Origin of the sequence: Bacteroides sp. GM023 (genome assembly GCF_014750685.1) — a bacterium.
In the GTDB taxonomy this organism is placed as follows: Bacteria; Bacteroidota; Bacteroidia; order Bacteroidales; family Bacteroidaceae; genus Bacteroides.
This window is the reverse complement of sequence record NZ_JAAXGE010000008.1, coordinates 123,758-148,984: the sequence shown is the minus strand read 5'-3', so window position 1 is coordinate 148,984 and position 25,227 is coordinate 123,758. Positions and strand designations below refer to the sequence as shown.

The window sequence follows — 25,227 nt, the reverse complement described above, 5'->3', positions numbered from 1 at the left end:
TTTCATTGCTTGATTAGATTAAAATGAAACTCTCATTCCCAAGGTCACCATGCGTGATAGCGGATATTTCGCACCGTTAGAGCCAAGTTCGGGATCCCACAGTTTGAATTTGGAGAAGGTCAACAGGTTTTGTCCGGACAGGTAGAAATAGAGGTATTCTATTCCCTTGTCCATCAGTTTCTTGTTCTCAAGAGTATATCCCAATGATGCTTGTTTCAGACGCAGGTAGTTACCGTTTTTCAGCCAGTGTGTACTGTTTACATAGTTATTGTCACTGGTACTGGCATTGGCGGTCATACGCGGATACCATGCATCTGCACGCGGATTGTCTTCCGTCCAGCGATCCAGTGCTTTGGTAATAACATTACTCGGATTCAGTCCCATGCCGGTGAAAGGTACGATACCTACTCCGCCTGCTCCCCAATCGCCATTACCTGTATCCATAGAGCCACCATTAGCCATAATGGATACATCGGATACACCCTGGAAGAACAGCGACAGGTCAAAGTTATGATAGTTGATGTTGAAACCCATACCGTAGGACCAGGAAGGGAACCAGGACTTGCCCAGATAACATTGGTCGTTGGCATCAATCACATTGTCGTTGTTGAGGTCTTTGTACTTGATGTCACCGGGAGCCAGTTCACGCAATTGCTTCGGACTGTTTGCTATCTCTTCCCAACTTTGGAAATAACCGTCAGCTATATAACCGTAGTATTCGCCATAACGGGTTCCTTCACTTTTCTGATAAGCATATTGCATATCCGGTTCGTCACGGAATACGATTTTGTTTTTACTGTAAGTCACGTTACCATACAAGCGCAGTCCCACTTTGTTAGCGATACGGGTCTGGTATTCGAGGTTGGCATCCAGTCCCTTATTATCCATCTCACCCATGTTAGCGTAGATGGCGGCATCAAATCCTGCCATGCTCGGCAAGGAAGAACGCTGAATCAGGATGTCTTTACGTCTTTCCCAATAATAATCCAGTGTCAGGTTCAGTTTGCCCCAAAGCATCATTTCCAAACCGATATTTGTTTTATACGATTTTTCCCAAGTCAGTTTGTCTGAACCTAGAAGAGTCTCCCTGATACCATATACGAGATTACCATTCGGACCGAAGCCGTAGCTGTTTCCACTTCCGAACTGGGTAAAATAGGCAAAACGGTCGCCTGTTCCGCCAATGTTATCATTACCTACGATACCATAGGAAGCACGCAGCTTTAATAAATCGACCGTTTGAACGAGGTTTTGGAAAAAGGGTTCGTGTGAGATCACCCATCCTACGGAAGCAGCAGGGAAAAAGCCGAAACGGTGACCGGGAGCAAAATTCTCCGAACCGGTATAGGAACCGTTTATCTCTGCCAAGTAGCGGTCTTTATAACCATATCCCAAACGGGCTGCAACGGCTTGATTACGGTAAGGGATAGATGCAATGGCACTTCCGGCGGTAGCAATCATACGGTTACGCATATTATAGAGTACCATTCCGTTGATGTTGTGTGAACCGAATGTGCGGTCATAGGCTATGTTTGCTTCGGTATAGATTACTCTTTCTCCGGTATCACTGTGCTCGTAATAGAGTTCGTCGGAACCTTCTTTGATCGGTTTCCCGAAGATAAGTTCTCCATTGCCGTCACGTTGGTTGGCATACCATAAGTCTACTCCTCCCGTACGTTTGTTATTAAATTCACTATAACTGTCGAATGAGAAACGTACATAGGCCGAAAGACCTTTGGTTATGAAATCTAATTTCTGATTGACTGTAAACACTGATTGCAAGGCAGGGCGGAAGGTATCGGTATAACCGGTGTTCTGCACTTCATTCATCGGATTGGAGCCTGCATTGGCGGGTGGACCGGCCCAACGTCCGTCCGGATAGCGGACAGGGAAAGCAACCGGTGAGGTGGAAAATGCTTCGTACCAAAGTTTACTGGAACTAATGCCCGGATAACGTGAATCGACCATGATGGCAGATAGGTTCATCTGCAATAAGGTGGTTTTCGTTATATTCACGTCTACATTGCTACGGAAGTCGTAACGTTTATAATTCAGATTCGGATTATAGCCGTTTTCATCCTTTACGTTGTATTGTCCGCCTTGATTATAGAAAGAGGCTGACAGGTAATAACGAACCAGGTCGCTACCGCCACTGATATTCAGATTGACATTGGATACGGAAGATGCTTTCTTATAGATCTGATTGATCCAGTCTACATTCGGGTATAAGTAGGGGTCCAATCCGCTTTCGGTCTTCAAGATCTGCTCGCGGGAATAAACTTCGTTCAATCCTGAGTTTCGACGGCTTTCATTATAAAGCATCATATAGTCCACGCCGCTCAACATCTCAGGTACTTTAGTGAAGTTTGTAAAGCCTGTCTCTGCCTTGATAGAGATTTTCGGCTTGCCTACTGTTCCGCGCTTTGTAGTAATAATCATTACGCCGTTAGCACCTTTCGCACCATATACGGCAGTAGCGGAAGCGTCTTTCAGTAGAGAGATGCTGACGATGTCTTCCGGGTCAATATTGTTATAGGCACCTCCGTAAGTGGAGTTTACGTCGTCACGCTGTACACCGTCTACAATAACCAGCGGGGAAGTGTTTCCCGTGAAAGTACCGATACCACGGATAGTAAAAGTCGAGTTATCGTATCCCGGCTCACCGCTGGATTGCACGGAGATGATACCCGCCACCTTACCTTGCAGGGCGTTGCTCAGATTTGCGACCGGAGTTTTCAGGCTTCCTATATTCACCGAAGCTACCGATCCTGTCATCGTCACTTTCTTTTGAGCACCATAGGCAACTACCACAACTTCTTCCAGGCTGGAAGTCGCTTCCTCCAAAGAGACATTAATAGTGGTCTGATTACCTACTTTTACCGTCCGGGCTTCGTATCCCATAAAGCGGTATTCCAGTGTTGTCTGACCATCGGGCACTGTTATCATATAAAATCCGTCGATGTCAGTAATCACTCCGGTAGTGGCGTTTAATAATTTCACACTTGCTCCCGGAATTGACTCACCGGTGGTGGTAGTGACATTACCTTTTACGGTGCGCGACTTCTTCGTACCGGCACCGGCAGCAGATTCCTCTTTCGCAGGAAAGAGTAAAATTTGCTTGCCCTGAATTTTCCAGGAAATTCCTTTGCCTTTAAAAGCCTGTTCCAGCACGACATCTATTGATTGTTTCTTTGCTGAAACGGTAATGCGCTGATTTGTATTTAGTTGATTATCTTTGTAAAGGAATGAATACCCGCTTTGGGTTTGAACGGCTTCCACAAACTGTTTCAGCGTAACGCTTTTCATGTTTAAAGTCAACAATTCTGACTGTTGCGACCATGACTGGGCAGGTACAAAGAAGAGTAGAAATAATATTTGCCAGGTACATAGTCTTAGCTTCCCCCAAAAGGATGAGGGCAAAATAAAACCTCTCACTCCCTTTGGGATTGAAATATTTTTCATAAATTTGCAATTTAAAATTAATAAAAGGTAGAGTTAATTTTAATCTGAAGAGGATTGGAAAACGGGAATTTTCCGATCCTTTTTTTTCTTTTTCAAGTGGTGTTCATCATTTTTCTTTTTAGGGTTAGCAATTTTTTTCAGTTTATCATACTATATCAGGCTGCCTATCTCTTTTATTTCGGAGTCACTAAGTAAGTGCCGTCCGGTTGTTTCTGAAAACGAATGGGAGTAATCAAATCAATCGTCTCAAAAATATTCTCCAAAGACTGGTCAATGTCAAAACGTCCTGAGAATATTTCCTCTTTCAATCCCTCGCCTTCAATACGAATCTCCGTGTGGTAACGCTTGCTCAACATAAACATCACATTGTCCATTTTTTGGGATTCGATATTCATATATTTATCTTTCCAGGTAGTGTAGAGCTGAAGATCGACGTGACGTACTTCAATACCGGACTGCTGGATGACGCGTCCCATCTCGCCCGGCCTTAAAATCACTCCGTCTTCTGTCTTGTTACGCTCATTCAGTTTCACGGAACCGGATTCCAGTACAACTTCCGCCGTACTTTCCGTTTTGGATACCCTGACGTCAAAGCGGGTGCCAAGTACCATTACTTCTACAATGTCCGTAACTACCTGAAAGGTTCTTCCATTATCTTTTTTCACATCAAAGAAAGCTTCTCCTTCCAAATATACTTCGCGGTTGCGTCCCGAAAGTTCATCGGGATATTTCAAGCTCGAACCGCCTCCCAACCAAACTTTGGAATCATCAGGAAGTGTAAACAACAAGGCTTCTTTTCCCTGGTTCATCACAATCAGCATATCCGGTTTTCCCCAAAGCTGATAACTTAAGACTCCACCCAGCACAAACAAAACGGCAATACTGGCGGCAACGGCACAACGGCGGATAATTAGTTTCAGTCGAGGTTTCCTGTCTGTCTTCATACCTGTTTCTATCTTACTCCAGGTACGATTCATTGCTTCTTCTGTCTGATGGGTATCCATGTTCACCTGCGAATCTTCCACCAACCGGGAAGCACGTTGCAAAGAGGAGTCCTCTTTCAACATCTGTTCCAGTGACTCTTCTTCCTCTTTACTCAAAGAATGATCTGTTCTTTTAGCAAGCAAGTCCCATATTTTACTGTCTTCTTTCATTGTTCTACAAAATATTATTAAGCGCTTCTATAGATAAAGACAGAAATAAAATTAAAAATACGTAGTTGAATTCAAATAAAAAGTTACTTTTGCAGATAAATATTGTTAATAGACGCTTCTACATTTCTATTATTTTATTGTAAACACCTTATAATCAAATTCTTGAATATGTCACACAGAGAAGATGACATTAGTTGTCTATTACGTCAAATCAGTGAAGGTAATGCTTCTTGCTTTGAAAAAATGTATAAGCGGTACTTCAAGAAGTGCTATTCCATTGCGTTATATTTCGTCCAATCCGCTTCGGTTGCAGAGGATGTGTTGTCTGAGGTATTTCTTACTTTGTGGGATAAACGTCAGAATCTAAAGGATGTGAAGGATTGGGATTCTTATTTATTTATCACAGTCAAGAACCATGCTCTCTCATTTTTGGAGAAACACCGTCAGGACAATCTAAGCTCCATCAACCAAATCGTAATAGAAATACCCGGAAATGATCTCACACCGGAAGAGAAACTGCTGAAAAAAGATATGGAGGAGAATATGCAGCAGGCCATCCAGCAACTACCCGAAAAAACAAGAATCGTTTATTGCATGGCAAAAGAGGAGCTTATGAGTTATAAACAAATCAGCGAAGCACTGGACATATCCGAAAGAACTGTCAATACACATATGACCAATGCTATTCGCAAATTAACAGCAAGCCTGCGAAAGTATTTTAAGTAAGTTAAATCCCCCGGGATAATATTTGTTCTATTTCAGCCAAATCATCCGGTGTGAAGTCCAGGTGTTCCAATGCTTTTAAATTATCTGCCAATTGATTCACGGAACTTGCCCCCACAATGACCGATGTCATTCTTTCGTCTTTCAATACCCATGCCAATGCCATTTCTGCCAAAGTTTGCCCACGACGACGGGCGATCTCATTTAACTGCCTGGCCGCTTCTATCTTCCCGGGCGTTACTTGCGAACGTTGAAGAAAACCGGAAGAACGCGCTGCCCGTGAGCCTTCAGGGATACCGTTCAGGTATTTATCCGTCAGCAAGCCTTGTGCCAAAGGGGAAAAAGCGATGAAACCGGAGCCGGATTCAGCAGCCAGAGGAAGGGTTTCGGCCTCAACTGCACGATCGAACATACTGTAACGGTATTGGCTGATGAGACAGGGTACACCTGCTTTTGCCATCATTTCGTAGGCTATGCGAGCTTGTTCGGGGGGATATTTGGATATGCCGATGTAGAGGGCTTTGCCTTGTTTCACGATATCAATCAATGTTTGGATGGTTTCTTCTACCGGGGTTACTCCGTCATAACGATGGCTATAAAAAATATCGAAGTATTCCAAACCTGTGCGGCGGAGACTTTGGTTGATACTTGCCATCAGATTCTTACGGGAGCTACCATCACCATAAGGACCTGCCCACATTTCATGTCCGGCTTTGGAAGAGATAATCATTTCATCCCGGTAGCCCTGGAAGTTCTCTTTCAGGATTCGTCCGAAGTTAGTTTCCGCACTTCCGGGAACAGGGCCGTAGTTGTTTGCCAAATCAAAGTGGGTGATGCCGTGGTCGAAAGCATACTTTATCATATCAGTTGCCACGGTAAAGTTGTCCACACTACCGAAGTTGTGCCACAAACCCAAAGAAATAAGAGGTAATTGCAAGCCACTTTTGCCGCAATATTTATAGGGCATATGTTCGTAGCGGTCGGCAGCAGGCTGATAAGTGAATGAATTATCCATACGATTAATGATTTCTTTTTTTCTTTTGCAAAGAAAGAAAAAATATACCAGATAGTATCCCTACTAATCAATAAAATGGCTCGTTTATCCTACATTTACCAATCCATTCATATAGAGGAGTTTTTTGTTTCATGCCTTGAAACAGTTTGTTCCTCGGTGTGAAACACTTTGTTTCCCGTAGTGAAACACTTCGTTTCTCGGTGTGAAACTTTTTGTTTCAAATGGGTCTGAAACTTTTTGTTCCAAGCAGCCGGAAACAAAAGTCCCCGGCAATGAAACAAATGATTAGCCTGTATGAAAGAAAGTCTAGAACTGGAAGTAAATAAACGGCTGAATCTCCGAACTTTTCATCTGGATAACTACATAAATCAAAACGACCATCATCAGCGCTTTCCCCACAAACGGCATACGAATAACACCCCGGCATACTGCATTTTCCCAACTATCAGGCGCAAAATGAAGCAGGAAGCCAAGCAACATCAATGCAAAGACTTTCCAATAACCTTCCAACAATTGCGGGAATAGCTGAGGACGGAAAGTGGTGAATATCTGCTTCAGCATATCCATCGAGTTCTGGAAATCGGCATTGCGGAAGAATATCCAACAGAAACATACGAAATGGAAAGTGATGATAACACCGAACACACGACGCCAGCCATGGCTTTGTTCACCTTTCTTACGCCCGGTGATTGTCATCCACATCTTATGCAATGCCAAAGCTACGCCGTGGAATGTTCCCCAAAGGACGAAATTCCAGGATGCTCCGTGCCATAGTCCGCCTAAGAACATGGTGATTATCAGATTCAAGTATTGGCGTATCTTTCCTTTCCGGTTTCCACCCAGGGAGATGTATAGATAATCTTTCAGCCAACTGGACAGAGAGATGTGCCAACGACGCCAGAATTCGGTGATGGAAGCGGATTTATAAGGGGAATTAAAGTTCAAGTTGAAATGGAATCCCAGCAAGAGGGCGATACCGATAGCCATGTCACTATATCCTGAAAAGTCGCAATAAATCTGCAAAGCATATCCATAAAGCCCCATCAGGTTTTCGACTCCCGAATAGAGGGTAGGATTATCGAAGATGCGTTCTACAAAGTTGATGCTGATGTAATCGGAGATAATGGCTTTCTTGAAAAGACCGGAGACTATCAGGAAAATACCTCGTCCGAACATTTCCTGTGAGACAAAGAGTGGTTTTCGTATTTGGGGAATAAAGTCGCGGGCACGGACGATAGGCCCTGCCACCAACTGCGGGAAGAAAGAGACGTAGAAAGCGTAGTCCAGCAGGTTGGTCAGCGGTTTTATATCTTTCCGGTAGACGTCGATGGTATAGCTCAATGACTGGAAAGTGAAGAAGGAGATGCCGACAGGCAGGAAAATATCGAGTGCCGTAAACTCCCCTCCCATCAGGGACGCAATGACTCCGCCCAGGAAATTGGTGTATTTGAAATAGGCAAGCAGTCCCAAGTTGATGCCCAAACTCAAAGCGACTAATCCTTTCCGCTTCCAATAACCCTCTGTACGATCCATTAGCTGTGCAAGGAAGAAGTCGGCAACGGTGACTATGGCAAGCAGAAAGAAATATGTGCCGCTGCTCTTATAATAAAAGTAATAGGAAAAGAGGGTGACAAACAGGATGCGGGCCGTGTATTTACGTTGCAACAACACGTACACCACCATAAATGCAGCAAACAGCCAAAGAAAGATACCACTGCTGAATATCATCGGCGCTTGCGGGTCGTAGGTAAATACCTCTTTTAGTCTACTGAAATCTATATCAATGGGAAACATAGTCGTTATATGCTTTAATAATAGCTTGGTATAATAAATTTCCTTGCAGGATGTATCCTTCGGGCAAGTAATGTACGTGATCGGGACGCATTAACCGGGCTTCTGTCCAGTTGGTGCAGGCACGGTGTTTGCCACCAACTACGTCATACATATCCCACACAAGCAGACGGTTATTTTTTGCATAGCGACGAATCGTTTCTGCGGCTGTCGCCGTGCGGGGATTGATGGCGTAGGTACGTTTCCGTCTTCTTTGACGAAAGCTTTCATAAGAGCCCGGAGGGGTGGTCAGAAGGATAGGTACATTGGGAAGACTGTCGCGCAGGAGCTTGACAAGTTCGTCCATCTGATTGTAATGTACATTGATATTATAACGCCGGTTATGACTTTCGTTCGTTCCGAAGGAAAGAATCAATAATTCGGGTTTCAAGGCTGCGATTTCGGCGATGCGTTCCGGATGGGTAAAGGTGAGACAGGTGGCTCCGTTCACTCCTTTGTCTATGTAAGAAACAGCACCAAAAGTCTCGGTCAGGCGGGTTCCGGTAGTCTGCGGATAGATATGGCCGCGAACATGACTGTCGCCGATATGAACGATGCGGACTGTGTCTTCGGACAATCCGGCACGTACTTGACGGAGATGTTCGAGGACGGGAGCCAGCAGGGCGATGCTGTCGATAACCTCATTCCGGCCGGTTTCGCGGAAGGCGGTCGGGAAGGATATTTGCGCGGAGATTGTATCGTTTGCCCAGGTCATTTCCCGTAAGGGCTTGATTTTCTTTAAAGTCTTGTTTAATGGCGGGCAGGCGGGTATGCGGTCTTGCGCTGTTATCCCGGAAAGAAAACAGGGAGCCACAGTCAGGATACCTGCCAACATCAGTATTAAGACAGACAGCAGGTTATTCTTTTTCATAAGCTCTCCTCCTGTCGTGTTGTTCTTTACCGTATATCATGGTTTCGTATAGCAGTCCTGCCAAGTGCTTGCCACCCCGGAAGTTGATATGTGTATAATCGTAGTTTGCCATAGACGGTTTGGCATGGACAAGTTTTGCCATACTGCCCTCGCCGCCCATTGCTTCGAACATATTCCAAAAAGCGATACCGCTTTCGGCGGCAATGTTCTGCTGATAGCGAATCAGGTTCTTGACACCGGGCATGGTACGGAGGTCGCCATTCTCGTTCTTGTAGTCACGGTCGCCGACACTCAACAGCAGGATACCTGCTTGCGGGAAGCATGTTTTCAAATGGTCGATGGCGGTCAGCAGTCCTTTTTGGTAGTTGTCGTAGTTGCGTCCGCGTTCGGTAGCGACGTTCAGTCCGTATTCAAGAATAATCAGGTCGTAGGGGCGCTGGCGGTTAAATTCCTTCAACATTTGTTGCGGGATGCCACGCAGGGAAAGACCGGAGCTGCCACGCAAGGAGAAGTTATCGAGGATGATTCCTTTCTTCCCGTCCATTGCCAAGCCATAAAAGAGGGTGGAGTCAGCACGGTCTACCGTCCAGCGGATAGAGCCGATACGTCCGTCTACCTGTACTTGCTGCAGGCTGCAGGAAGGTGCCAGTGCATAACTTCTGCTGTCTCCCTTGTTCACACGGGCTGTGAGATGGACGGAATCTCTATTATAGAAGAAGATAGAAGCGCGCTGACAGGTATCGAGCAATGAGGCGTATTTGTTCTGTCCGCGCAGTTCCACATACGCTCCGCTTCGGGGGACGAAATAATGACCGGAGATGCCTTGTTTCTTCTTGTCGAAATAGACACTGTCCGTCACTGCATGACTCGCCCATCCGCCGAACATATGCCGCACCGTAGGACGGTAACCGCTTGTCATGGAAGTGATGGTGACGAAGCCTACTCCACAACCGCCGAAACGTTTCTGAAGCATTTCGCGCAAGTCGGCGGTAAAGATGTCCGCTTCGATGAAGGAGTCGCCGAATACGGCAATACGGACTAATTTATCATCGGAAGATTCGGAGATTCCAGAAGTCCCGGAAGAGATGCGGTCGAGGGCTTCATAAAAAGGACTCATGCCGCGATGGGTGGAGTCGCTGTAATCTTCGATACAGGTCATACCCGCCCGACAGGTATCTACAAAAGCCGGTTTCACCACAGGCGGCAGAGGAATACTGTCCGAATCGGCCACGGCTGTATCTGTACTCGGATAGCGAATATCGCTCAAAAGGTCTACACGCCTCATCGTATGTCCGTCTATGGTAATGACCGGAAGCCAATGAAGCCCCAGCAAGGCTACAAATACAATCAGTACAAACCACAACGTATATTTCAAATAATTCTTTATAATCTCCATAATGTTCCAAAATCCCAAACGACCGCAAAGATAGACAAAAGCCATAAAAAGAAAGGAGAATCTACATTATTTATGAGATTCTCCTTTTTGTTTTATTTATCTACCGAACCGAATATCAAATGGTCCGTTCAATGTTCCACACAAATGCACGCAAGCCTAATTGCTCGGTCTGCAGGTCCATCTTATGCAGGGTATCCAGCAGCGGGTCGACTTTACTGTCGTCTACAACGGTCAGGATGGACGAACACATACTTGGCCAGGCATGACTTCCGAAATGGGGGTCGCCTGTCTTCGAGCCACGTCCCTGTACTCTCTCGAGATATGTGAAACCACGGCAACCCAAACGGTCGAGCAACGCAATGATTCGTTCGTAATAAGCCTGGTCGAATGTTATCAATACTGATTTCATATTTCTTATTTGTTATTTCTTAATACTATCCTAGTTATTTTCCTGGAAATAAAGGTCCAGTTCACGTTGGCGACGAAGTTTACGACGCTGGTTCTTGATACCTGTTCCTGCAAATACACAATATAAGGTAGGAATCAGAATCAAAGTCAGAACGGTTGATACTGTCAGACCGCCGATTACGGCAATCGCCATCGGGCTCCACATCTCGGAACCTTGTCCGCCGGCTATTGCCATCGGAATCATACCGAGAACGGTGGTAGCGGTAGTCATCAATACCGGACGGAGACGGCTCTTACCGGCTGTCACTACGGCGTGTAACACCGACTGACCGCGCTCCCGACAGAGGATGATGTAGTCGATGAGCACAATACCATTCTTCACCACAATACCAATCAACATGATAGCTCCCAACAAACTCATGACACTCAATGTGCTGTCCGTGAAGAACAATGCCATCAAGACACCGCTAAACGCAAACGGCAGTGAGAACATGATGATGAACGGATAAGTCAGGGACTCGAACTGCGCAGCCATCACGATGAATACGAGAACTACAATCAAAATGGCAAGTGTACCCAAGTCGCGGAACGAATCCTGCTGGTCTTCATACGAACCGGAAATCTGAATCGTTACATCGCCCGGCAAATGCATCTTGTCGATAACCTTGTTACCGGCGGCAACAACATCACCCAACGGAGCACCGGAAATTACGGCGGACACCGTCACAATACGTTCGCGGTCTTTACGCTCGATGGTAGGCGGAGCAAAACGTTCTACTACCTTTCCGACGTCTTTCACACGGACGGACTCACCTTTGCTATTGTAAATAAGAATATTCTCTATGCTTTCAAGGCTTGTACGATGTTCGGGCGCATAACGCACTTTGATATCATACTCGTCTCCATCTTCACGATATTTGGAAGCAACGGCACCATTGATACGGTTACGGAGATAGTTACCGGCAGTTGCCAGGTTCAGTCCGTGCATTGCCAGTTTCTCACGGTCGAAGTCTACCTGATATTCCGGCTGGTAGTCGCTACGGCTGATATTTACTTCGGTTACACCTTTCACATTCAGCAACTCGCGTTTCAAACGGGCTGACACGCTATCGGTCACCGCCATATCGTATCCGTACACTTCGAAGTCGGCACTAGCCTGGGCAGACATACCTGTGTTACTACCACCAAGGATTACTTGTGCCTTACTGAATTCGGGATAAGCTTTCAGGTCAGTACGCATCTCGTCGCAGACTTTTTCCAGCGTGATGTTACGGTCGCCCGGGTCCACCAAACTGATGTTGAACGAGATAATATGCGAACCGTTGTCCTGCATGGAAGCCCATGTATTATCCGAGTCGGCTTGTCCCACTGTATAGTTACATACTTTCATGATGTCCTTATACTTGGTCATCCACTGGTTGGTCAACTTCTGCGAAAGTTCCTGTGCTATCTCTTTTCTCGTACCGATAGGCAACTCCAGTTGCACTGCGATACGGGCGTTATCCTGTGCCGGGAAGAACTCCGTACCGATACCTTTCGCACACAGTAAGCTGACAACGAAGAAAATGATACATCCCACAACGATTATCGAACGGTGACGCACTGCCCAGTTCAGCATCTTCGCATACCAGGTGTCCAGTCCGTCCAATGTTTTTTCAATCGGGGTAAAGAGTAGTTTAAATGCTTTCGACTGTTTCTTCTGCAAACGTAGCAACTGCGAACAGAGCATCGGTGTCAGTGACAAAGCCGCTACGGTGGAGATGAACATGATGGCACACATCATCCAACCCAACTGTTTGAAAAGTACACCGGACATACCGCTTACCATCGTCAACGGGAAGAATACGGCAATCATGGTCAGCGTAGAAGCGACAACGGAAATTGCTACCTCATTCGTTCCATGCACGGCCGCCTGTTTCGGGTCGGAACCGCGTTCAATATGCGTCGTAACGTTCTCAAGTACTACAATCGCGTCATCCACCACCATACCGATAGCGATAGAAAGGGATGAAAGCGAGATAATATTAATCGTATTTCCACTTACCGCCAGGTAAATGAACGAAGCAATCAACGAAAGCGGAATGGTGATACAGATAATCAACGTCGCACGCCAGCGTCCCAGGAAGAGGAACACGACCAATACTACGAATAGCAAGGCATAGGCTACGGTTTCCGTCAAACTGTCGATGGTGTTCAAAATGTTATCGGACGTATCGACGATAACACCAATCTTCACATCACTCGGCAGGTTCTTCTGAAGTCTCGGCAGTGCGTCGGCTACTTTCTTAGAGATTTCTACCGAATTGGCTCCCGACTGTTTCTGAACGATAATCATAGCACCTTGCACACCATTGTTGTAGGTTTCCTGTGCACGTTCTTCTACCGTATCCACAATTCGGGCTACGTCACGCAAAAAGACATTCGCCCCATTGTGCGTACCCACCACGACATCTGCCAACTGGCCGGAATCATCAAATTCTCCTTCGACACGCAATGAGTATGTTTCACTACCGATATCGAAGTTACCACCCGGAATGTTCTTGTTCTCGGCTCCGATGATGGAGCTGATTGTTTCGATGGTCAGGTTATAGGCTTCCAATTTATTGGGGTCGCAATATACCTGAATCTCACGTTGCGGAGCACCACTGATGGACACTGTTCCGACTCCCGGAATACGTGCCAGCGGGTTAACCACACGGTCGTCCAATATCTTGTAAAGCGCGGACTGGCTCTCATTCGCCTGTACGGAAAGCAACACGATAGGAATCATGTCCGTACTGAACTTAAAGATAATCGGGTTCTCGACATCATCGGGAAGCTGTGAGCTTACCATGTCGAGCTTATCGCGCACATCATTTGTGAGGACGTCAATATCATTACCAAACTCGAACTCCAATGTAATCAATGACATATTTTCGGAAGAACGAGAGGTTATATGTTTCAGGTTGCTCACCGCGTTCAGTGTATTTTCGAGCGGGCGAGTCACATTATTTTCTATATCCGAAGCACTTGCGCCGGGATAAGCGGTCATTACCATGATCGTGTTTGTATCAATGTCCGGATACAAGTCGATGGGCAATTTGGACAAGGAGAAAAGACCAAAGATCACCACTGCCAGGAAGCAGAGCGAGGTCATAATCGGTTTCTTAACCGCACCTTCGTATAAACTCATTTCTTTAGGGATTAATTTGTTAGTGAACAGTGATTAATGAGCAAACGTTAATCACTAATCGTTAACCGTTTATTTATTTCTCAACTTCTACTTCTACGCCGTTCACCAAACGTGCCTGGCCGGCAACTACAACTTGAGAATTATCGGGCACACCGGATTTCAACTCGTACTCCGTACCCATACGTCTACCTAACTCTACTTTATTATAAGTTACTTTACCATCTTTATAAACGAACACATAACGGTCGCCGGAACCTGCCTGCTTAACGATGGCCAAATCAGGAACAACCACGTTGTCGGCTGTACCGAAGTTCAGCGTAGCACGGGCGAACATTCCAGGACGTACACGCTGATCCCTGTTGTCCAGTTTGATTTCAACCGGGAACGTACGGGTAGTGGCGTCTATCGTAGGATAAATCAAGCTGATTGTTCCTGTAAATTTCTCATCACCATATACATCGAGTTTCACATCGACGGGTGCGCCTTTCTTCACTTTGGTAAAGTAGGTTTCGGAAACATTGATAAGGAGTTTCACCGGGGTGATTTGTTCTACTACCAGTACAGGGTCACCGCCACTGTACATATCACCATTATCATAGTTGCGTGCAGTAACTACGCCATTGATAGGGCTTAGCAAAGAGGTGTTTTCCACCAGATTCTTGTAAGCTGTCTCCTTCACGTCGAGTTGCATCTTCGAAGCATCCCACTCCGACTTGGACGCACCGCCTACTTTATAGAGTTCGTCGATACGTTTGAATTCTATCTCCTGATTATCTAGTTGCAGCTTTGTCTGTTTCAGGTTGGCCGCATCCATTTCTACTAATTTCTGTCCTTTGGATACGCGGTCGCCCACTTCTACAAAGATACGGTCGATACGCACGGGAGATGAAGGAGCGATGTTGTTTTTCGCTTCCGCTTCTACCGTTGCCGTGTAATCCTGTATCTGATCTACGGGACGTGCCTTTACGTCTGCCAGTTTCACGATGGGTTTTTCTTCCACCTGCTCCGTAGCAGCTTTATCTTTTCCACCTGTACATGAGCCCATAAATACAGTTAACAATAGGGCTGCCAATTGGATACTTGTTTTCATATTCCTTAGTTGTAATTTTTTAGTTGTCTATCTTTATTCTTTTCCCAATACTTGGTCGAGGTCTGCCTTAGCCACCAGATAATCATATATGGCCTGATTGTAAGTGAGTTGTGCCTGAGTCAGTGACACCTGTGAACTGTTGAGTTCGAGCACCGTGCCTTTACCTACGTCATAGCGTTTCTCGGCAATGGTCACCGCTTTCTTTGCCAGTATCACGTTTTCCTTATTGCTGACTACCTGCTCTGTGCTGGCACTCATATTGTTACGATAACTCACGACCTGCATATTCAACTGTCTTTCCGTGTCGATTCGGTTCCAGTCCAGCTGGCGCTGCTGAATACGGGCGGATTTCACTTTCGTAAAGTTGCTTGCCTTATACAAAGGGATGCTAAGGTTGAACATCAGGCTTGAACTGTTGCTCCATGTATAATCGAAGAAGTTGATATTCGGATTATACAAAGATTGATAGTTGTAGGAGAAGCTCATCGACAGGGTCGGCATGAAATTCGTTTTCAAGGACTTTACGTTCTTTTCCAGCAACTTCATATTCAGTTCGAACTGCTTCATGGTGGTATTGTTGTTCAGATTAACCTCTTCTTCTTTCAACTGATTGGCAAACATAGCCATCTCGTAATTAGTCAGATTATCATTAATCTTAATCTCCACATCGGCTGTAATGCCCATCAACACTTTGAGCTGCAACTTAGCGAGAGTCACTGCATTGGCTGCCGAAATCAGATTCGGTTTGATGCTGAGCATCTGCACTTCCGCGCTGATTTTATCATATTCACTCACAGTTCCCTGCTGATATTTGGCGTTGACAACATTGAAGTTGTCTTCTGCCAGTTTGTAGCTTCCCTGAAGCACTTCGTAGCTATCTTGCGCAAGCATCAACTGATAGTAGGCTTTGCTTACCTGATTCACCAAATCCAGTTTGGAAGCACGCGACTTCTCCACTGCTAGTTCAATGTCCGTCTTTGTCATCGACATGGCGCGATATACGCCCGGCACGAACAAAGGCAGATTTATGCTCAATCCGGCATTGGCGGTATTCGAGCCATCTGCTCCCATCTTGAAGGATTCATTATTCAATTTCATCTCCGCCGCTTTAATCGTGTGGTCCACAGACCCGGCGATACTGGCTTCCGGCAACAGACTTTGCCACGCTTCTTTGCCGGCAACTTTCTTCAAAGCGATTTCTTCTGCCGCTACTTTCATTGTCGGATTCTCATCCAAGGCAATTTCTAAGGCTTTTTCTAAGGTTAAGGTTAGCGTATTCCCCGCTGTCTGCGTTTCTTGCGCTTTTGCAAAACCAAATGCACAGAGCGCCACAGCCATCAGAAGAATCTTCTTACCTGTCAGTCTTTTCATTTTGTTCATAAAACTGGTTTCTAATTTAAATCTTTAATTGTTTGTCAACAGAACCTCATTCTTCCTTATTCTACAATGCGGTTCTTACGGTATTCTTGTATGAAGTCTTCCAGTACCTTTGCCCCTTTCTCTGTGGAGATGCCGCGGATATAGGTAAACATGATAGACTCGTACACTTCTATAAATGGATATTCACTGCAAATGTCCGTATTCAGCAACACGTCAAACTGCTCGCGTACCAACAAATTGACGATGGAAAAATTCACGTCCGAACGAAAGATACCCTGATCGACTCCAACCTTGAAGAAGGACATGGTTTTCTTCGAATCGCTGTCCTGACGGGCTCTCATCATCTCATACACCTTCGGATATTTCTTGATGTCTTCAAAAAAGCGTTTGTTAGTCTTATGGAACATCTCGATGCTTTTCTGAAATACCGCAAGTATCACTTCGAGCACGTTGTGCGACTCCTCAAATATCTGCTGCAAATACTTGTCTCTGTCTGCCTGTGCCTTCAGTATGCATTCCTTCAGCAATGATTCTTTGTCCGAAAAGACTTCATAGAGTGTACGCTTGGATATGCCCAGTGCTGCCGCAATGTCGTCCATTGTAATACTCTTGATGCCTTTCGAGGTGAAAGCTTCTGTTGCCGTCACTACGATCCGTTCTCTTAACTCTGCTCTTTGGGAAGCGTCTTTTCCATGCTCTGTCATCGTTCGTTCTTCTTAATTGTTTTAATGCAGTTTTCGTTTTTTCTTCATTTACAGAGGAAAAACGGAACAAAGATAAGTAGAAAACTCAATTAACAAATCTAGTTTCCTCGTATTTATAATCCATTTGAGAATTATTATCATTCTACAGACTGATATGAAAACAAGTGTTAAGAGGAAATATGGAACAAATGCACGGCAAAGATAAGAAGTAAAGGAATAAGAAGTAAAGTTTTATCGCTATCAGAAGGGTTCTGACCGATAAAGGCCGGATAAATGTCGATGAAAATCGACGCTTACCCGGCCATAACAGTCACCCTTATTAACGAAAAGCGAAAAAGGGATGGGTTTATGGTTAATATTCAATTTGATTCCTTTTCAGGAAGGCGACTGTTTTATGTATCTCCTTGTACATCACAATGTCATCTTTCACAAAAGGCACTTCTTTCCTGTATGCATGAAGGAAACGTTCCAGCACGGGAGACGTTTTCAACGGGCGACGGAAATCGATGCCTTGAGCGGCGTTCATCAATTCGATGGCAAGGATATGTTCGAGGTTGTCCATTACTTTATATAGTTTGGTAGCAGCATTGGCACCCATACTCACATGGTCTTCCTGTCCGTTGGAAGAGACGATGGAGTCGCTTGATGCGGCATAGCAGTACATTTTATTTTGGCTGACCATTGAAGCGGCGGCGTATTGAGGAATCATAAAGCCGGAGTTCAAGCCGGGATTGGCTACCAGGAATTCGGGGAGTCCACGGAGTCCCATAATCAGTTGGGAGACACGGCGTTCGGAGATATTTCCCAATTCGGCGAGGGCGATGGCAAGGAAGTCATAAGAGATGGCAAGCGGTTGGCCATGGAAGTTTCCGCCGGAGATAATCCGGTCTTCATCGGGAAAGATGGTGGGATTATCGGTGACGGAGTTAATTTCCGTCAGCAGGACGGAAGCGACGTAGCGGATGGCATCTTTCGTGGCACCATGCACTTGCGGGATGCACCGGAAAGAATAGGGGTCTTGCACATGTTCTTTGTGACGTTCGATCAATTCGCTGCCGGCGAGTAGCCTGCGAAAGGCTTCGCCTGTCTCAATCTGTCCCCGGTGAGGGCGGATTTGCTGGATGCAGTCCATAAACGGATCAATACGACCATCGAAGGCTTCGAGGGAAAGGGCGGCAATCAGGTCTGCTTTCTTCGAAAGGCGGAAGGCTTTGAGCATGGCGAATACCCCGTTGGCACTCATAAACTGGGTGCCGTTCAGCAGGGCGAGCCCTTCTTTGCTCATTAGTTTGACGGGTTCCCAGCCAAATTCATCGAGGACGCTGATGGCTTCGCATTTTTTGCCTTTATAGTAGACATCGCCGACACCGATCAGGGGAAGAAAGAGATTGGCAAGCGGGGCGAGATCACCGGATGCTCCGAGAGAACCGCGGTCGTAGACGATGGGCATGACGTCGTTATTGAAAAAATCGAGGATGCGCTGCACGGTGATGAGTTGCACTCCGCTATGTCCGAGGGAGAGGGCGTGGGCTTTCAGGAACATCATTAGTTTGATAATGACAGGACGGATTTCTTCGCCTACGCTGCAAGCATGGCTCTTTATCAGGTTTTCCTGGAGTGTGCCCAGTTCATCGGAAGAGATGTTTTTGGTACATAAGGAGCCGAAGCCTGTTGTAATGCCATACAGGGGTTCTTCGGAAGAAGCTATCTTACGGTCGAGGTAGTCGCGGCATTTCTGAATGCGCAGCTTTGCTTCGGGGGCCAGTTCCAGTTTCAAGTTCTCGTTAATAATCCGTTCGATGACTCCGAAAGTCAGTTCGCCGGAACCAACATGATATACATTCTTACTCATACGCGCAAATCTTGGTTAACGGCATCCAGTATTTCTTTTTCTCTCCGACAGGCGGCTTGCTCTATCTTATCGGCTTCGGTTTGCAGCTGCAGGACAAATTCCCGGTCTTTGAGCGAGCCGAGGTTGATGCGGACATTCAGCAAAGCTCCAAGGACGGCGGAACGGGCGGACATCATGGCGACACAGGCATCTGTGATGGCGTTGCGGTTGCCGAGGTGGGCTACGTCTGCGATGATTGTCATCATGTCCAGTGCTTTCCGGGCTACTTCCAGGGGAATGAGGGCGGCCTTTTTGGTTGCTTCCTGGATGGCTGCGCTGCGGGCGGCTTTTTCTTCATCGGTCGCTTTGGGGAGTTTGAAGCAGGCAAATACTTCGTTGTAGGCTTCGGAGTCTTTGTCGATGAGTGCGATAAACTCGTCCAGCAGGCGGAGGGTGATGGTTTGGGCGTGCTGCATCAGTTCTTCGCTGACTTCGTAGCCTTTTTTGCCTACGGTGAGCCGGGCTACCATTGTGGAAAGGGCGGAAGCTAATGCTCCGTTCAGCGCGGCAATACTGCCACCACCGGGCACAGGGTCACTGCAAGCCACTTTATCTAAGAAATCTTTTACGGTTAAATCTGCTAACATGGTATTCTGTTTTTTTAGTTGGTTATTAATTGGCGGGGTATAGCATGCCGCCTTTTATGGTCATTATTACGCTATTCATTCCTATATAGTAAGGTAGAATGTGATAGTTTGCGGAGTTCAGGACGACAAAATCGCCTTGCTTGCCGACTTCGATGCTGCCGATACGGTCGGCACGCTGAAGGGCGGCGGCTCCGTTCAAGGTCAGGGCGGTGATGGTTTCTTCTACGCTTAGTTTCATGTAGATGCATGCCAGGGCGATGGTCAAAGGGATGGAGCCGGAGAAGCAGCTTCCCGGATTGAGGTCGGTGGCAAGGGCTACGGCACAGCCGGCGTCAATCATTTCACGTCCACGTGCATAGGGTTCTTTCAGGGCAAAGGCGGTCAGAGGTAGCAGGGTGGCTACTACGCCGGTATCGGCCATTGCACGGATTCCGGCATCGGAAGCGTGCAGCAGATGGTCGGCGGATAAGGCACCCAGTTCGGCTGCCAGTTCAGCGCCGCCGAGGGAGACTATTTCGTCAGCATGGAGTTTCAGCAGGAAGCCTTGGTCTTTGGCGGCTTGGAGCAGACGTCGGGATTGCTCGATGGAGAAAACGCCTTGTTCGCAAAAGACATCGCAACATTCGGCGAGTTCGTTCTCGCGGACTACCGGAAGCATTTCACGAATCAGGAAGTCGATGTAGTCGTCGCTTCTTTCTTGGTACTCTTCGCTTTTTCCTTTGTATTCTTCGGGAAGGGCATGGGCACCGAGGAAGGTGGAAACGATGTCGACACGTTTATGCTCGTCATTGTTCAGGCTACGCATTATTTTTAGTTGCAGCAGTTCGGTTTCGCGATCCAGGCCGTAGCCGCTTTTTCCTTCTACTGTAGTCACTCCCATCGTACTCATCTTCTTCAGGAAGGTTTCGGCTGTCGAACGGAGTTTCAGGAAGTTCATTTTCCGCGTCGCTTTCACGGTACTGGCAATGCCGCCACCACGTTCCATGATGGACATGTAGCTTTCGCCTTTCAGACGCCAGGAAAATTCTTCGGAACGTTCGCCGCCGAATACGAAATGGGTATGGGAATCGACAAAGCCGGGCAGCAGGCAGTGTCCTCGGGCGTTGTAATGCCAGTAGTGCTGATAGTAGCCGTCGCGGTCTTCACCACGGTTCTCGCCGACGTAGGTGATGATGCCTTTGGTTACTTCCACTGTCCCGTTTTCTATGATTTGCAGTTGCGACATTTCTTCCCCTTTACGGGCGGAAAAACCGATAGGGGTGACGATGCGGGCGTTGAATATAATCAGGTTTTCACTCATATAGTTGTTGTTAATTATTCCATGATACGTGCTTCCAGGACTTGTTGCATGGAGAAGTTTTCCAGTCCGAGGTAGTAGGATGCTGTGTCAATCAGGGCTTCCATCGGTACAAGACCTATTATCTCGCTGCCAACAATCGTGACGCCATAACGCCGGGCTTCGATACGTGTTAATTCGAAGGCACGGTAAAGGGCGGTACGAGTGTAGTCGGTCATATTGATGGATACTTGCGTTATGTTCCTTTCTTTTAGCTCTACTCCCATCGCCTTGACATAACGGAGTCCGCCGTTGATGTGACGGATATTTTTGGCTATCTTGGTAGCTATTTCGAGATTGTCCGTACTTAGGTTGATATTATATGCGACAAGCGGCATGCGGGCTCCGATGGCTACGGTTCCAGCAGTGGGGTGGCGTTCGGCGGGGCCAAAGTCCGGTTGCCATTCGGGAAGTTTTATCTTTTCGGCCATTCCTTCAAATTCGCCTTTGCGAACGGAAGCGAGATTTTCGCGGTGTGGCGCAGTGGCGGACTTTTCGTATAGAAAGACCGGAAGGTTATATAGCTCGGCTACGCGAGCGGCAACTTCTTTTGAGAGTTCGACGGCTTCTTCCATCGTAGTGTTTTTAATGGGGATGAAGGGGACAACATCCACCGCTCCCATGCGGGGGTGTTGCCCTCTATGGTGGTTCATGTCTATCAGGCGGACAGCTATTCCAATGGCTTCGACCACTGCGTCACGCAGGGCTTCCGGTTCACCGACGAGGGTGACGACCAGGCGGTTATGGTCTTCATCGTTGCTGTAATCGAGTAGTTTCACACCTGCCTTGCCACGGAAAGGAGCTACTATCTTATCTATTCTCTCTAAATCGCGTCCTTCACTGAAATTGGGGACACATTCGATGATTTTATTCCAACTCATAATAAATATTTATGTTATAGGTTACATTTACAGGATAACTATTAGGTTTTATTCAATTCAGTACTCTAATGAACTAAAATACTTATATAACTATAATTCAATCTATTAGAGTTTCCTTCAATTTCCATGTAAGGAAACGCTAGTTTCCAGCCTTAGATACTGTCGTTTCCATATGGAGACACGCGCGTTTCCTAGTATGGAAACTGTCGTTTCCTAGTATGGAAACGAACTTGGTGCATTTCATCCCGCAATATGAGGGAATATTTTCCCATATTTTGCGGGACTACTTCACCGTAATATCTGGAACTATTTTCTTTATTAATTCTTCGTCAGCCAGATAGGGCAGTGTTATCTGATAGTCTCCGGTATGGGATTCGTTGAATGCTTTGCTAGTTTCTATTGCATGCGGATTACGTGCCCAGGAGCGGCGGGCTACACCGCCCATTACATCCCAAAGCATAGCGGAACGAAGTATTTCGTCCACCCGTTCGCTACCATCACATACCATACCGAAACCACCGTTTATCGCTTTACCAATACCGACTCCGCCACCATTATGCAAAGCTACAAGGCTCATTCCACAGGCGCAGTTTCCGGCAAAGCACTGCACGGCCATATCTGCCATCACATTGCTTCCGTCTTTTATATTCGATGTTTCCCGGAAGGGGGAATCCGTGCCGCTCACGTCATGGTGATCGCGTCCCAACATAATAGGCCCTACTTCGCCACGGCGAACCATTTCATTGAAGCGGAGTGCTATGTTCATTCTTCCCACAGCATCCTGATAAAGGATGCGTGCCTGTGTTCCTACTACCAATTGGTTCTTTTCCGCATCACGTATCCAATTATAATTATCCAAATCCTGACCGCGTCGACTGACGTCGATACATTCCATAGCTGCATGGTCTGTTTTTATCAGGTCTTCATGTTTTCCACTCAGGCAAACCCATCGGAATGGACCATAACCGTAGTCAAAGAGTTGAGGTCCCATAATGTCTTCTACATAACTCGGCCAGATAAATCCATCTTTCTCGTCTACACCATTGCGAGAGATTTCTTTTACTCCGGCGTCATAAATCGCTTTCATAAAGGAGTTTCCATAGTCAAAGAAATAGGTGCCTCGGGCTACCAGCTTTTTGATTACTTCGAAATGCCGGTGTAAGGAGATATCTACCAAACGGCGGAATTGCTCGGGAGATTCGTGAAGAAGTTGTGTGCGCTCTTCAAAAGTCAGTCCGGCAGGGCAATAGCCGCCTTCGTAAACGGCATGACAAGAAGTCTGGTCGGATAATAGTTCAATGGGGATATTCCTTTGTTCCGCATATTCAAGCAGGTCGACTACGTTTCCATGATAGGCTATTGAACAGGGTTCGCGACGCTGCATCGCTTCGTTTGCCATCCGGAATGCTTCTGCCATATCTTGAGTGACGTGTCCTACCCAGCCTTGGCGATAACGTGTTTCAATACGGGAGCTGTCTACTTCGGCTATTATGGAAGCGGCTCCGGCTATCTCGGCAGCTTTAGGCTGCGCTCCGCTCATTCCGCCCAAACCGGAAGATACAAACAGATGCCCCCGCAAATCTTGATCTTGCGGAATACCGAGTTTCAAGCGCCCGGCATTGAGCAGGGTATTAAATGTGCCATGAACGATTCCTTGCGGGCCGATGTACATCCAACCGCCGGCTGTCATCTGACCGTAATTCGCCACTCCCATTTGGGCGGCAATGTGCCAGTCGTGCTGATTATCGAATTGACCGATCATCATGGAGTTGGTTATAATGACGCGAGGAGCGTCGGGACGGGAACGGAAAAGCCCTAAGGGATGACCGGATTCTATGACCAGGGTCTGTTCTTGGGTTAGTTCTTCGAGATATTGTTTAATCAGGCGATATTGCATCCAGTTTTGGCAGACTTGTCCGGTTTCACCGTACGTGACAAGTTCATAGGGATACAAAGCTATATCAAAGCAGAGGTTATTGTCAATCATCACCTGAAAGGCTTTGCCTTCCAGGCATCGACCGCGATACTCATCTATCGGTTTCGCTTTCAAATCGCCTTCAGGACGAAAGCGGTATCCGTAAATCCGTCCGCGAGTACGCAGTTCTTCCATAAATTCGGGAGCTAACTGCTCGTGCCATTCAGAGGGGATATAACGCAAAGCGTTTTTTAGTGCTGTAACTGTTTGAGCCGGGGTAAGTGTGTAACCACGGTCGGGAGCTCTCCGGATACCTTTTACAAAACCCGGATAAGACAGTAGTGTGTTGCCAAGAGTCATCTTCATACTAAAGCAGAATTAAGGATTACAAACTGTAAGTAAACAGTCGTATAACTCTTCGCAAGATAGAGAAAAAGAAGATAAAAGACAAGAAAAACTTCACTTTTCTTGTCAGAAAGTTATTATTTCTGTTTATCCCGCAATTCCAGCAAATATTTAAAAGTATGCTTCGCCTCCGGGCTGTCATCTTTCAAATAGGCTTGTTTCAATTCGGGATATTTCTTTAATAATTCAAGCATCTTGTCTTTGTCCATGAATTCAATCTTTCCTGTCTCGGCATTCAATTCATAACAGACACGTTTTGTGACTAAACTCGAAGCTGCAAGGGCGTCACCAATATTTCCACCCAGCTTCACATCATCGTCTTCTACAAAATTTCCACCGACAACGGAACCTAAAGGCACGGCACAGAAATAGATTTTTTTATCTAACTGGACAGCCGGAGCATACCAGGCTCCGAAACGCAGCTTTTTATATCGCAACTTACGGCAATTCAAATATAAATCTCCTTTTTCGTCACGCACAGCAAAACAACGCTTTTTCAACCTCCTTCCCATAGACTCGTCATCACCTGCCGTTATCCGGTAATCGGCACCGCCGGTCAGCACAATCTGATTCCGGGAACGCTTTTCCACCCGCAGTACGGCAACGGTATCGCCATCTTGAGCAAGCAACTCTTTCAAGTTGGAATAAATTATGTTTTGCGCAATTAACGGAAGGCTAATCACGCTCATCAGCAACAATAAGATACATCCTTTCTTCATAAGCCATCCTCCTTTCCTTGCTAAACGCATTTTAGAGTGGAAAGTTATAAATTTTAGCGGATAAATGCAAGGGGGAGTACAGAAATATCGAAAAAAAAGGAACTGGAAACCAATATTTGCTTCCCTGGTGCACTTTCTCCATGTGCATTATCAAGCGATATATTCGGATAATTATTGTCGAATCCATATTTTAATCTCCTACCGTTAATAAACAGTAAATCTGCTCCCGACTAAAACAAGCTGCTATCACGACCGTTGTGAATTATATTACCTTTGCGAAAAAGTATT

Annotated in this window: 18 protein-coding genes; 1 reads left to right on the top strand and 17 read right to left on the bottom strand. The window is 46.3% G+C overall.

The window, feature by feature from the left end; all coding sequences use genetic code 11:
* Positions 1-18 precede the first annotated feature (18 nt).
* Positions 19-3,462: a TonB-dependent receptor gene (locus HC965_RS18195; RefSeq protein WP_191032781.1), complete on the bottom strand. Its 3,444-nt coding sequence runs from the start codon at positions 3,460-3,462 to the stop codon at positions 19-21.
* Between the two features lie 173 nt (positions 3,463-3,635).
* The gene (locus HC965_RS18190) at positions 3,636-4,616 is read right to left on the bottom strand and encodes a FecR family protein (protein WP_191032780.1); all 981 of its coding nucleotides are present in this window, start codon (positions 4,614-4,616) and stop codon (positions 3,636-3,638) included.
* Positions 4,617-4,784: 168 nt separating this feature from the next.
* Here HC965_RS18190 and HC965_RS18185 point away from each other — a divergent pair, with 168 nt between their 5' ends.
* The gene (locus HC965_RS18185) at positions 4,785-5,342 is read left to right on the top strand and encodes an RNA polymerase sigma-70 factor (RefSeq protein WP_191032779.1); all 558 of its coding nucleotides are present in this window, start codon (positions 4,785-4,787) and stop codon (positions 5,340-5,342) included.
* A gap of 1 nt (position 5,343) precedes the next feature.
* On the opposite strand, the gene HC965_RS18180 is transcribed toward HC965_RS18185, so the two are convergent.
* The 15 genes from HC965_RS18180 to HC965_RS18110 all read right to left on the bottom strand — a co-directional run bounded on the left by HC965_RS18180 (position 5,344) and on the right by HC965_RS18110 (position 24,939).
* The gene (locus tag HC965_RS18180; RefSeq protein WP_191032778.1) at positions 5,344-6,354 is read right to left on the bottom strand and encodes an aldo/keto reductase; all 1,011 of its coding nucleotides are present in this window, start codon (positions 6,352-6,354) and stop codon (positions 5,344-5,346) included.
* Between the two features lie 306 nt (positions 6,355-6,660).
* The gene (locus tag HC965_RS18175; RefSeq protein WP_191032777.1) at positions 6,661-8,148 is read right to left on the bottom strand and encodes an MBOAT family protein; all 1,488 of its coding nucleotides are present in this window, start codon (positions 8,146-8,148) and stop codon (positions 6,661-6,663) included.
* Positions 8,135-9,055, bottom strand: coding sequence for an SGNH/GDSL hydrolase family protein (locus tag HC965_RS18170; protein ID WP_191032776.1), 921 nt, complete (start codon positions 9,053-9,055; stop codon positions 8,135-8,137). The genes HC965_RS18175 and HC965_RS18170 overlap by 14 nt, the downstream gene beginning before the upstream one ends.
* Positions 9,042-10,451, bottom strand: coding sequence for an SGNH/GDSL hydrolase family protein (locus HC965_RS18165; RefSeq protein WP_191032775.1), 1,410 nt, complete (start codon positions 10,449-10,451; stop codon positions 9,042-9,044). The genes HC965_RS18170 and HC965_RS18165 overlap by 14 nt, the downstream gene beginning before the upstream one ends.
* A gap of 115 nt (positions 10,452-10,566) precedes the next feature.
* Entirely contained in the window at positions 10,567-10,860 is a 294-nt protein-coding gene (locus HC965_RS18160) for a PG0541 family transporter-associated protein (protein ID WP_167959778.1), read from the bottom strand.
* Positions 10,861-10,890: 30 nt separating this feature from the next.
* Complete coding sequence (locus HC965_RS18155; protein WP_191032774.1) at positions 10,891-14,031, bottom strand: efflux RND transporter permease subunit; 3,141 nt, start codon at positions 14,029-14,031, stop codon at positions 10,891-10,893.
* Between the two features lie 73 nt (positions 14,032-14,104).
* The gene (locus HC965_RS18150) at positions 14,105-15,121 is read right to left on the bottom strand and encodes an efflux RND transporter periplasmic adaptor subunit (RefSeq protein ID WP_191032773.1); all 1,017 of its coding nucleotides are present in this window, start codon (positions 15,119-15,121) and stop codon (positions 14,105-14,107) included.
* Positions 15,122-15,154: 33 nt separating this feature from the next.
* A complete protein-coding gene (locus HC965_RS18145; protein ID WP_191032772.1) occupies positions 15,155-16,501 on the bottom strand; it encodes a TolC family protein in 1,347 nt (448 codons plus the stop codon).
* 56 nt (positions 16,502-16,557) lie between these two features.
* Entirely contained in the window at positions 16,558-17,205 is a 648-nt protein-coding gene (locus tag HC965_RS18140; protein WP_191032771.1) for a TetR/AcrR family transcriptional regulator, read from the bottom strand.
* 352 nt (positions 17,206-17,557) lie between these two features.
* Positions 17,558-19,057 carry a histidine ammonia-lyase gene (gene hutH / locus HC965_RS18135; RefSeq protein WP_191032770.1) on the bottom strand — a complete coding sequence of 500 codons (1,500 nt, stop codon included), beginning with the start codon at positions 19,055-19,057 and terminating at the stop codon, positions 17,558-17,560.
* Positions 19,054-19,683 (bottom strand): cyclodeaminase/cyclohydrolase family protein, encoded by a 630-nt coding sequence (locus tag HC965_RS18130; protein WP_191032769.1) that lies wholly within the window; start codon positions 19,681-19,683, stop codon positions 19,054-19,056. The genes hutH and HC965_RS18130 overlap by 4 nt, the downstream gene beginning before the upstream one ends.
* 25 nt (positions 19,684-19,708) lie before the next feature.
* Positions 19,709-20,983: an imidazolonepropionase gene (gene hutI / locus HC965_RS18125; protein WP_191032768.1), complete on the bottom strand. Its 1,275-nt coding sequence runs from the start codon at positions 20,981-20,983 to the stop codon at positions 19,709-19,711.
* A gap of 14 nt (positions 20,984-20,997) precedes the next feature.
* On the bottom strand, positions 20,998-21,900 hold the full coding sequence (ftcD, locus tag HC965_RS18120; protein ID WP_191032767.1) for a glutamate formimidoyltransferase: 903 nt from the start codon (positions 21,898-21,900) through the stop codon (positions 20,998-21,000).
* Positions 21,901-22,183: 283 nt separating this feature from the next.
* Complete coding sequence (locus HC965_RS18115; RefSeq protein WP_191032766.1) at positions 22,184-24,181, bottom strand: urocanate hydratase; 1,998 nt, start codon at positions 24,179-24,181, stop codon at positions 22,184-22,186.
* Positions 24,182-24,297: 116 nt separating this feature from the next.
* Positions 24,298-24,939, bottom strand: coding sequence for a DUF6563 family protein (locus HC965_RS18110; RefSeq protein ID WP_191032765.1), 642 nt, complete (start codon positions 24,937-24,939; stop codon positions 24,298-24,300).
* Positions 24,940-25,227: the final 288 nt, after the last annotated feature.

Excerpts from the sequence above, each read along its gene's own strand:
- HC965_RS18195 (WP_191032781.1), bottom strand. The coding sequence starts at position 3,462 with ATGAAAAATATTTCAATCCCAAAGGGAGTGAGAGGTTTTATTTTGCCC.
- HC965_RS18190 (WP_191032780.1), bottom strand. The coding sequence starts at position 4,616 with ATGAAAGAAGACAGTAAAATATGGGACTTGCTTGCTAAAAGAACAGAT.
- HC965_RS18185 (WP_191032779.1), top strand. The coding sequence starts at position 4,785 with ATGTCACACAGAGAAGATGACATTAGTTGTCTATTACGTCAAATCAGT.
- HC965_RS18180 (WP_191032778.1), bottom strand. The coding sequence starts at position 6,354 with ATGGATAATTCATTCACTTATCAGCCTGCTGCCGACCGCTACGAACAT.
- HC965_RS18175 (WP_191032777.1), bottom strand. The coding sequence starts at position 8,148 with ATGTTTCCCATTGATATAGATTTCAGTAGACTAAAAGAGGTATTTACC.
- HC965_RS18170 (WP_191032776.1), bottom strand. The coding sequence starts at position 9,055 with ATGAAAAAGAATAACCTGCTGTCTGTCTTAATACTGATGTTGGCAGGT.
- HC965_RS18165 (WP_191032775.1), bottom strand. The coding sequence starts at position 10,451 with ATGGAGATTATAAAGAATTATTTGAAATATACGTTGTGGTTTGTACTG.
- HC965_RS18160 (WP_167959778.1), bottom strand. The coding sequence starts at position 10,860 with ATGAAATCAGTATTGATAACATTCGACCAGGCTTATTACGAACGAATC.
- HC965_RS18155 (WP_191032774.1), bottom strand. The coding sequence starts at position 14,031 with ATGAGTTTATACGAAGGTGCGGTTAAGAAACCGATTATGACCTCGCTC.
- HC965_RS18150 (WP_191032773.1), bottom strand. The coding sequence starts at position 15,121 with ATGAAAACAAGTATCCAATTGGCAGCCCTATTGTTAACTGTATTTATG.
- HC965_RS18145 (WP_191032772.1), bottom strand. The coding sequence starts at position 16,501 with ATGAACAAAATGAAAAGACTGACAGGTAAGAAGATTCTTCTGATGGCT.
- HC965_RS18140 (WP_191032771.1), bottom strand. The coding sequence starts at position 17,205 with ATGACAGAGCATGGAAAAGACGCTTCCCAAAGAGCAGAGTTAAGAGAA.
- hutH (WP_191032770.1), bottom strand. The coding sequence starts at position 19,057 with ATGAGTAAGAATGTATATCATGTTGGTTCCGGCGAACTGACTTTCGGA.
- HC965_RS18130 (WP_191032769.1), bottom strand. The coding sequence starts at position 19,683 with ATGTTAGCAGATTTAACCGTAAAAGATTTCTTAGATAAAGTGGCTTGC.
- hutI (WP_191032768.1), bottom strand. The coding sequence starts at position 20,983 with ATGAGTGAAAACCTGATTATATTCAACGCCCGCATCGTCACCCCTATC.
- ftcD (WP_191032767.1), bottom strand. The coding sequence starts at position 21,900 with ATGAGTTGGAATAAAATCATCGAATGTGTCCCCAATTTCAGTGAAGGA.
- HC965_RS18115 (WP_191032766.1), bottom strand. The coding sequence starts at position 24,181 with ATGAAGATGACTCTTGGCAACACACTACTGTCTTATCCGGGTTTTGTA.
- HC965_RS18110 (WP_191032765.1), bottom strand. The coding sequence starts at position 24,939 with ATGAAGAAAGGATGTATCTTATTGTTGCTGATGAGCGTGATTAGCCTT.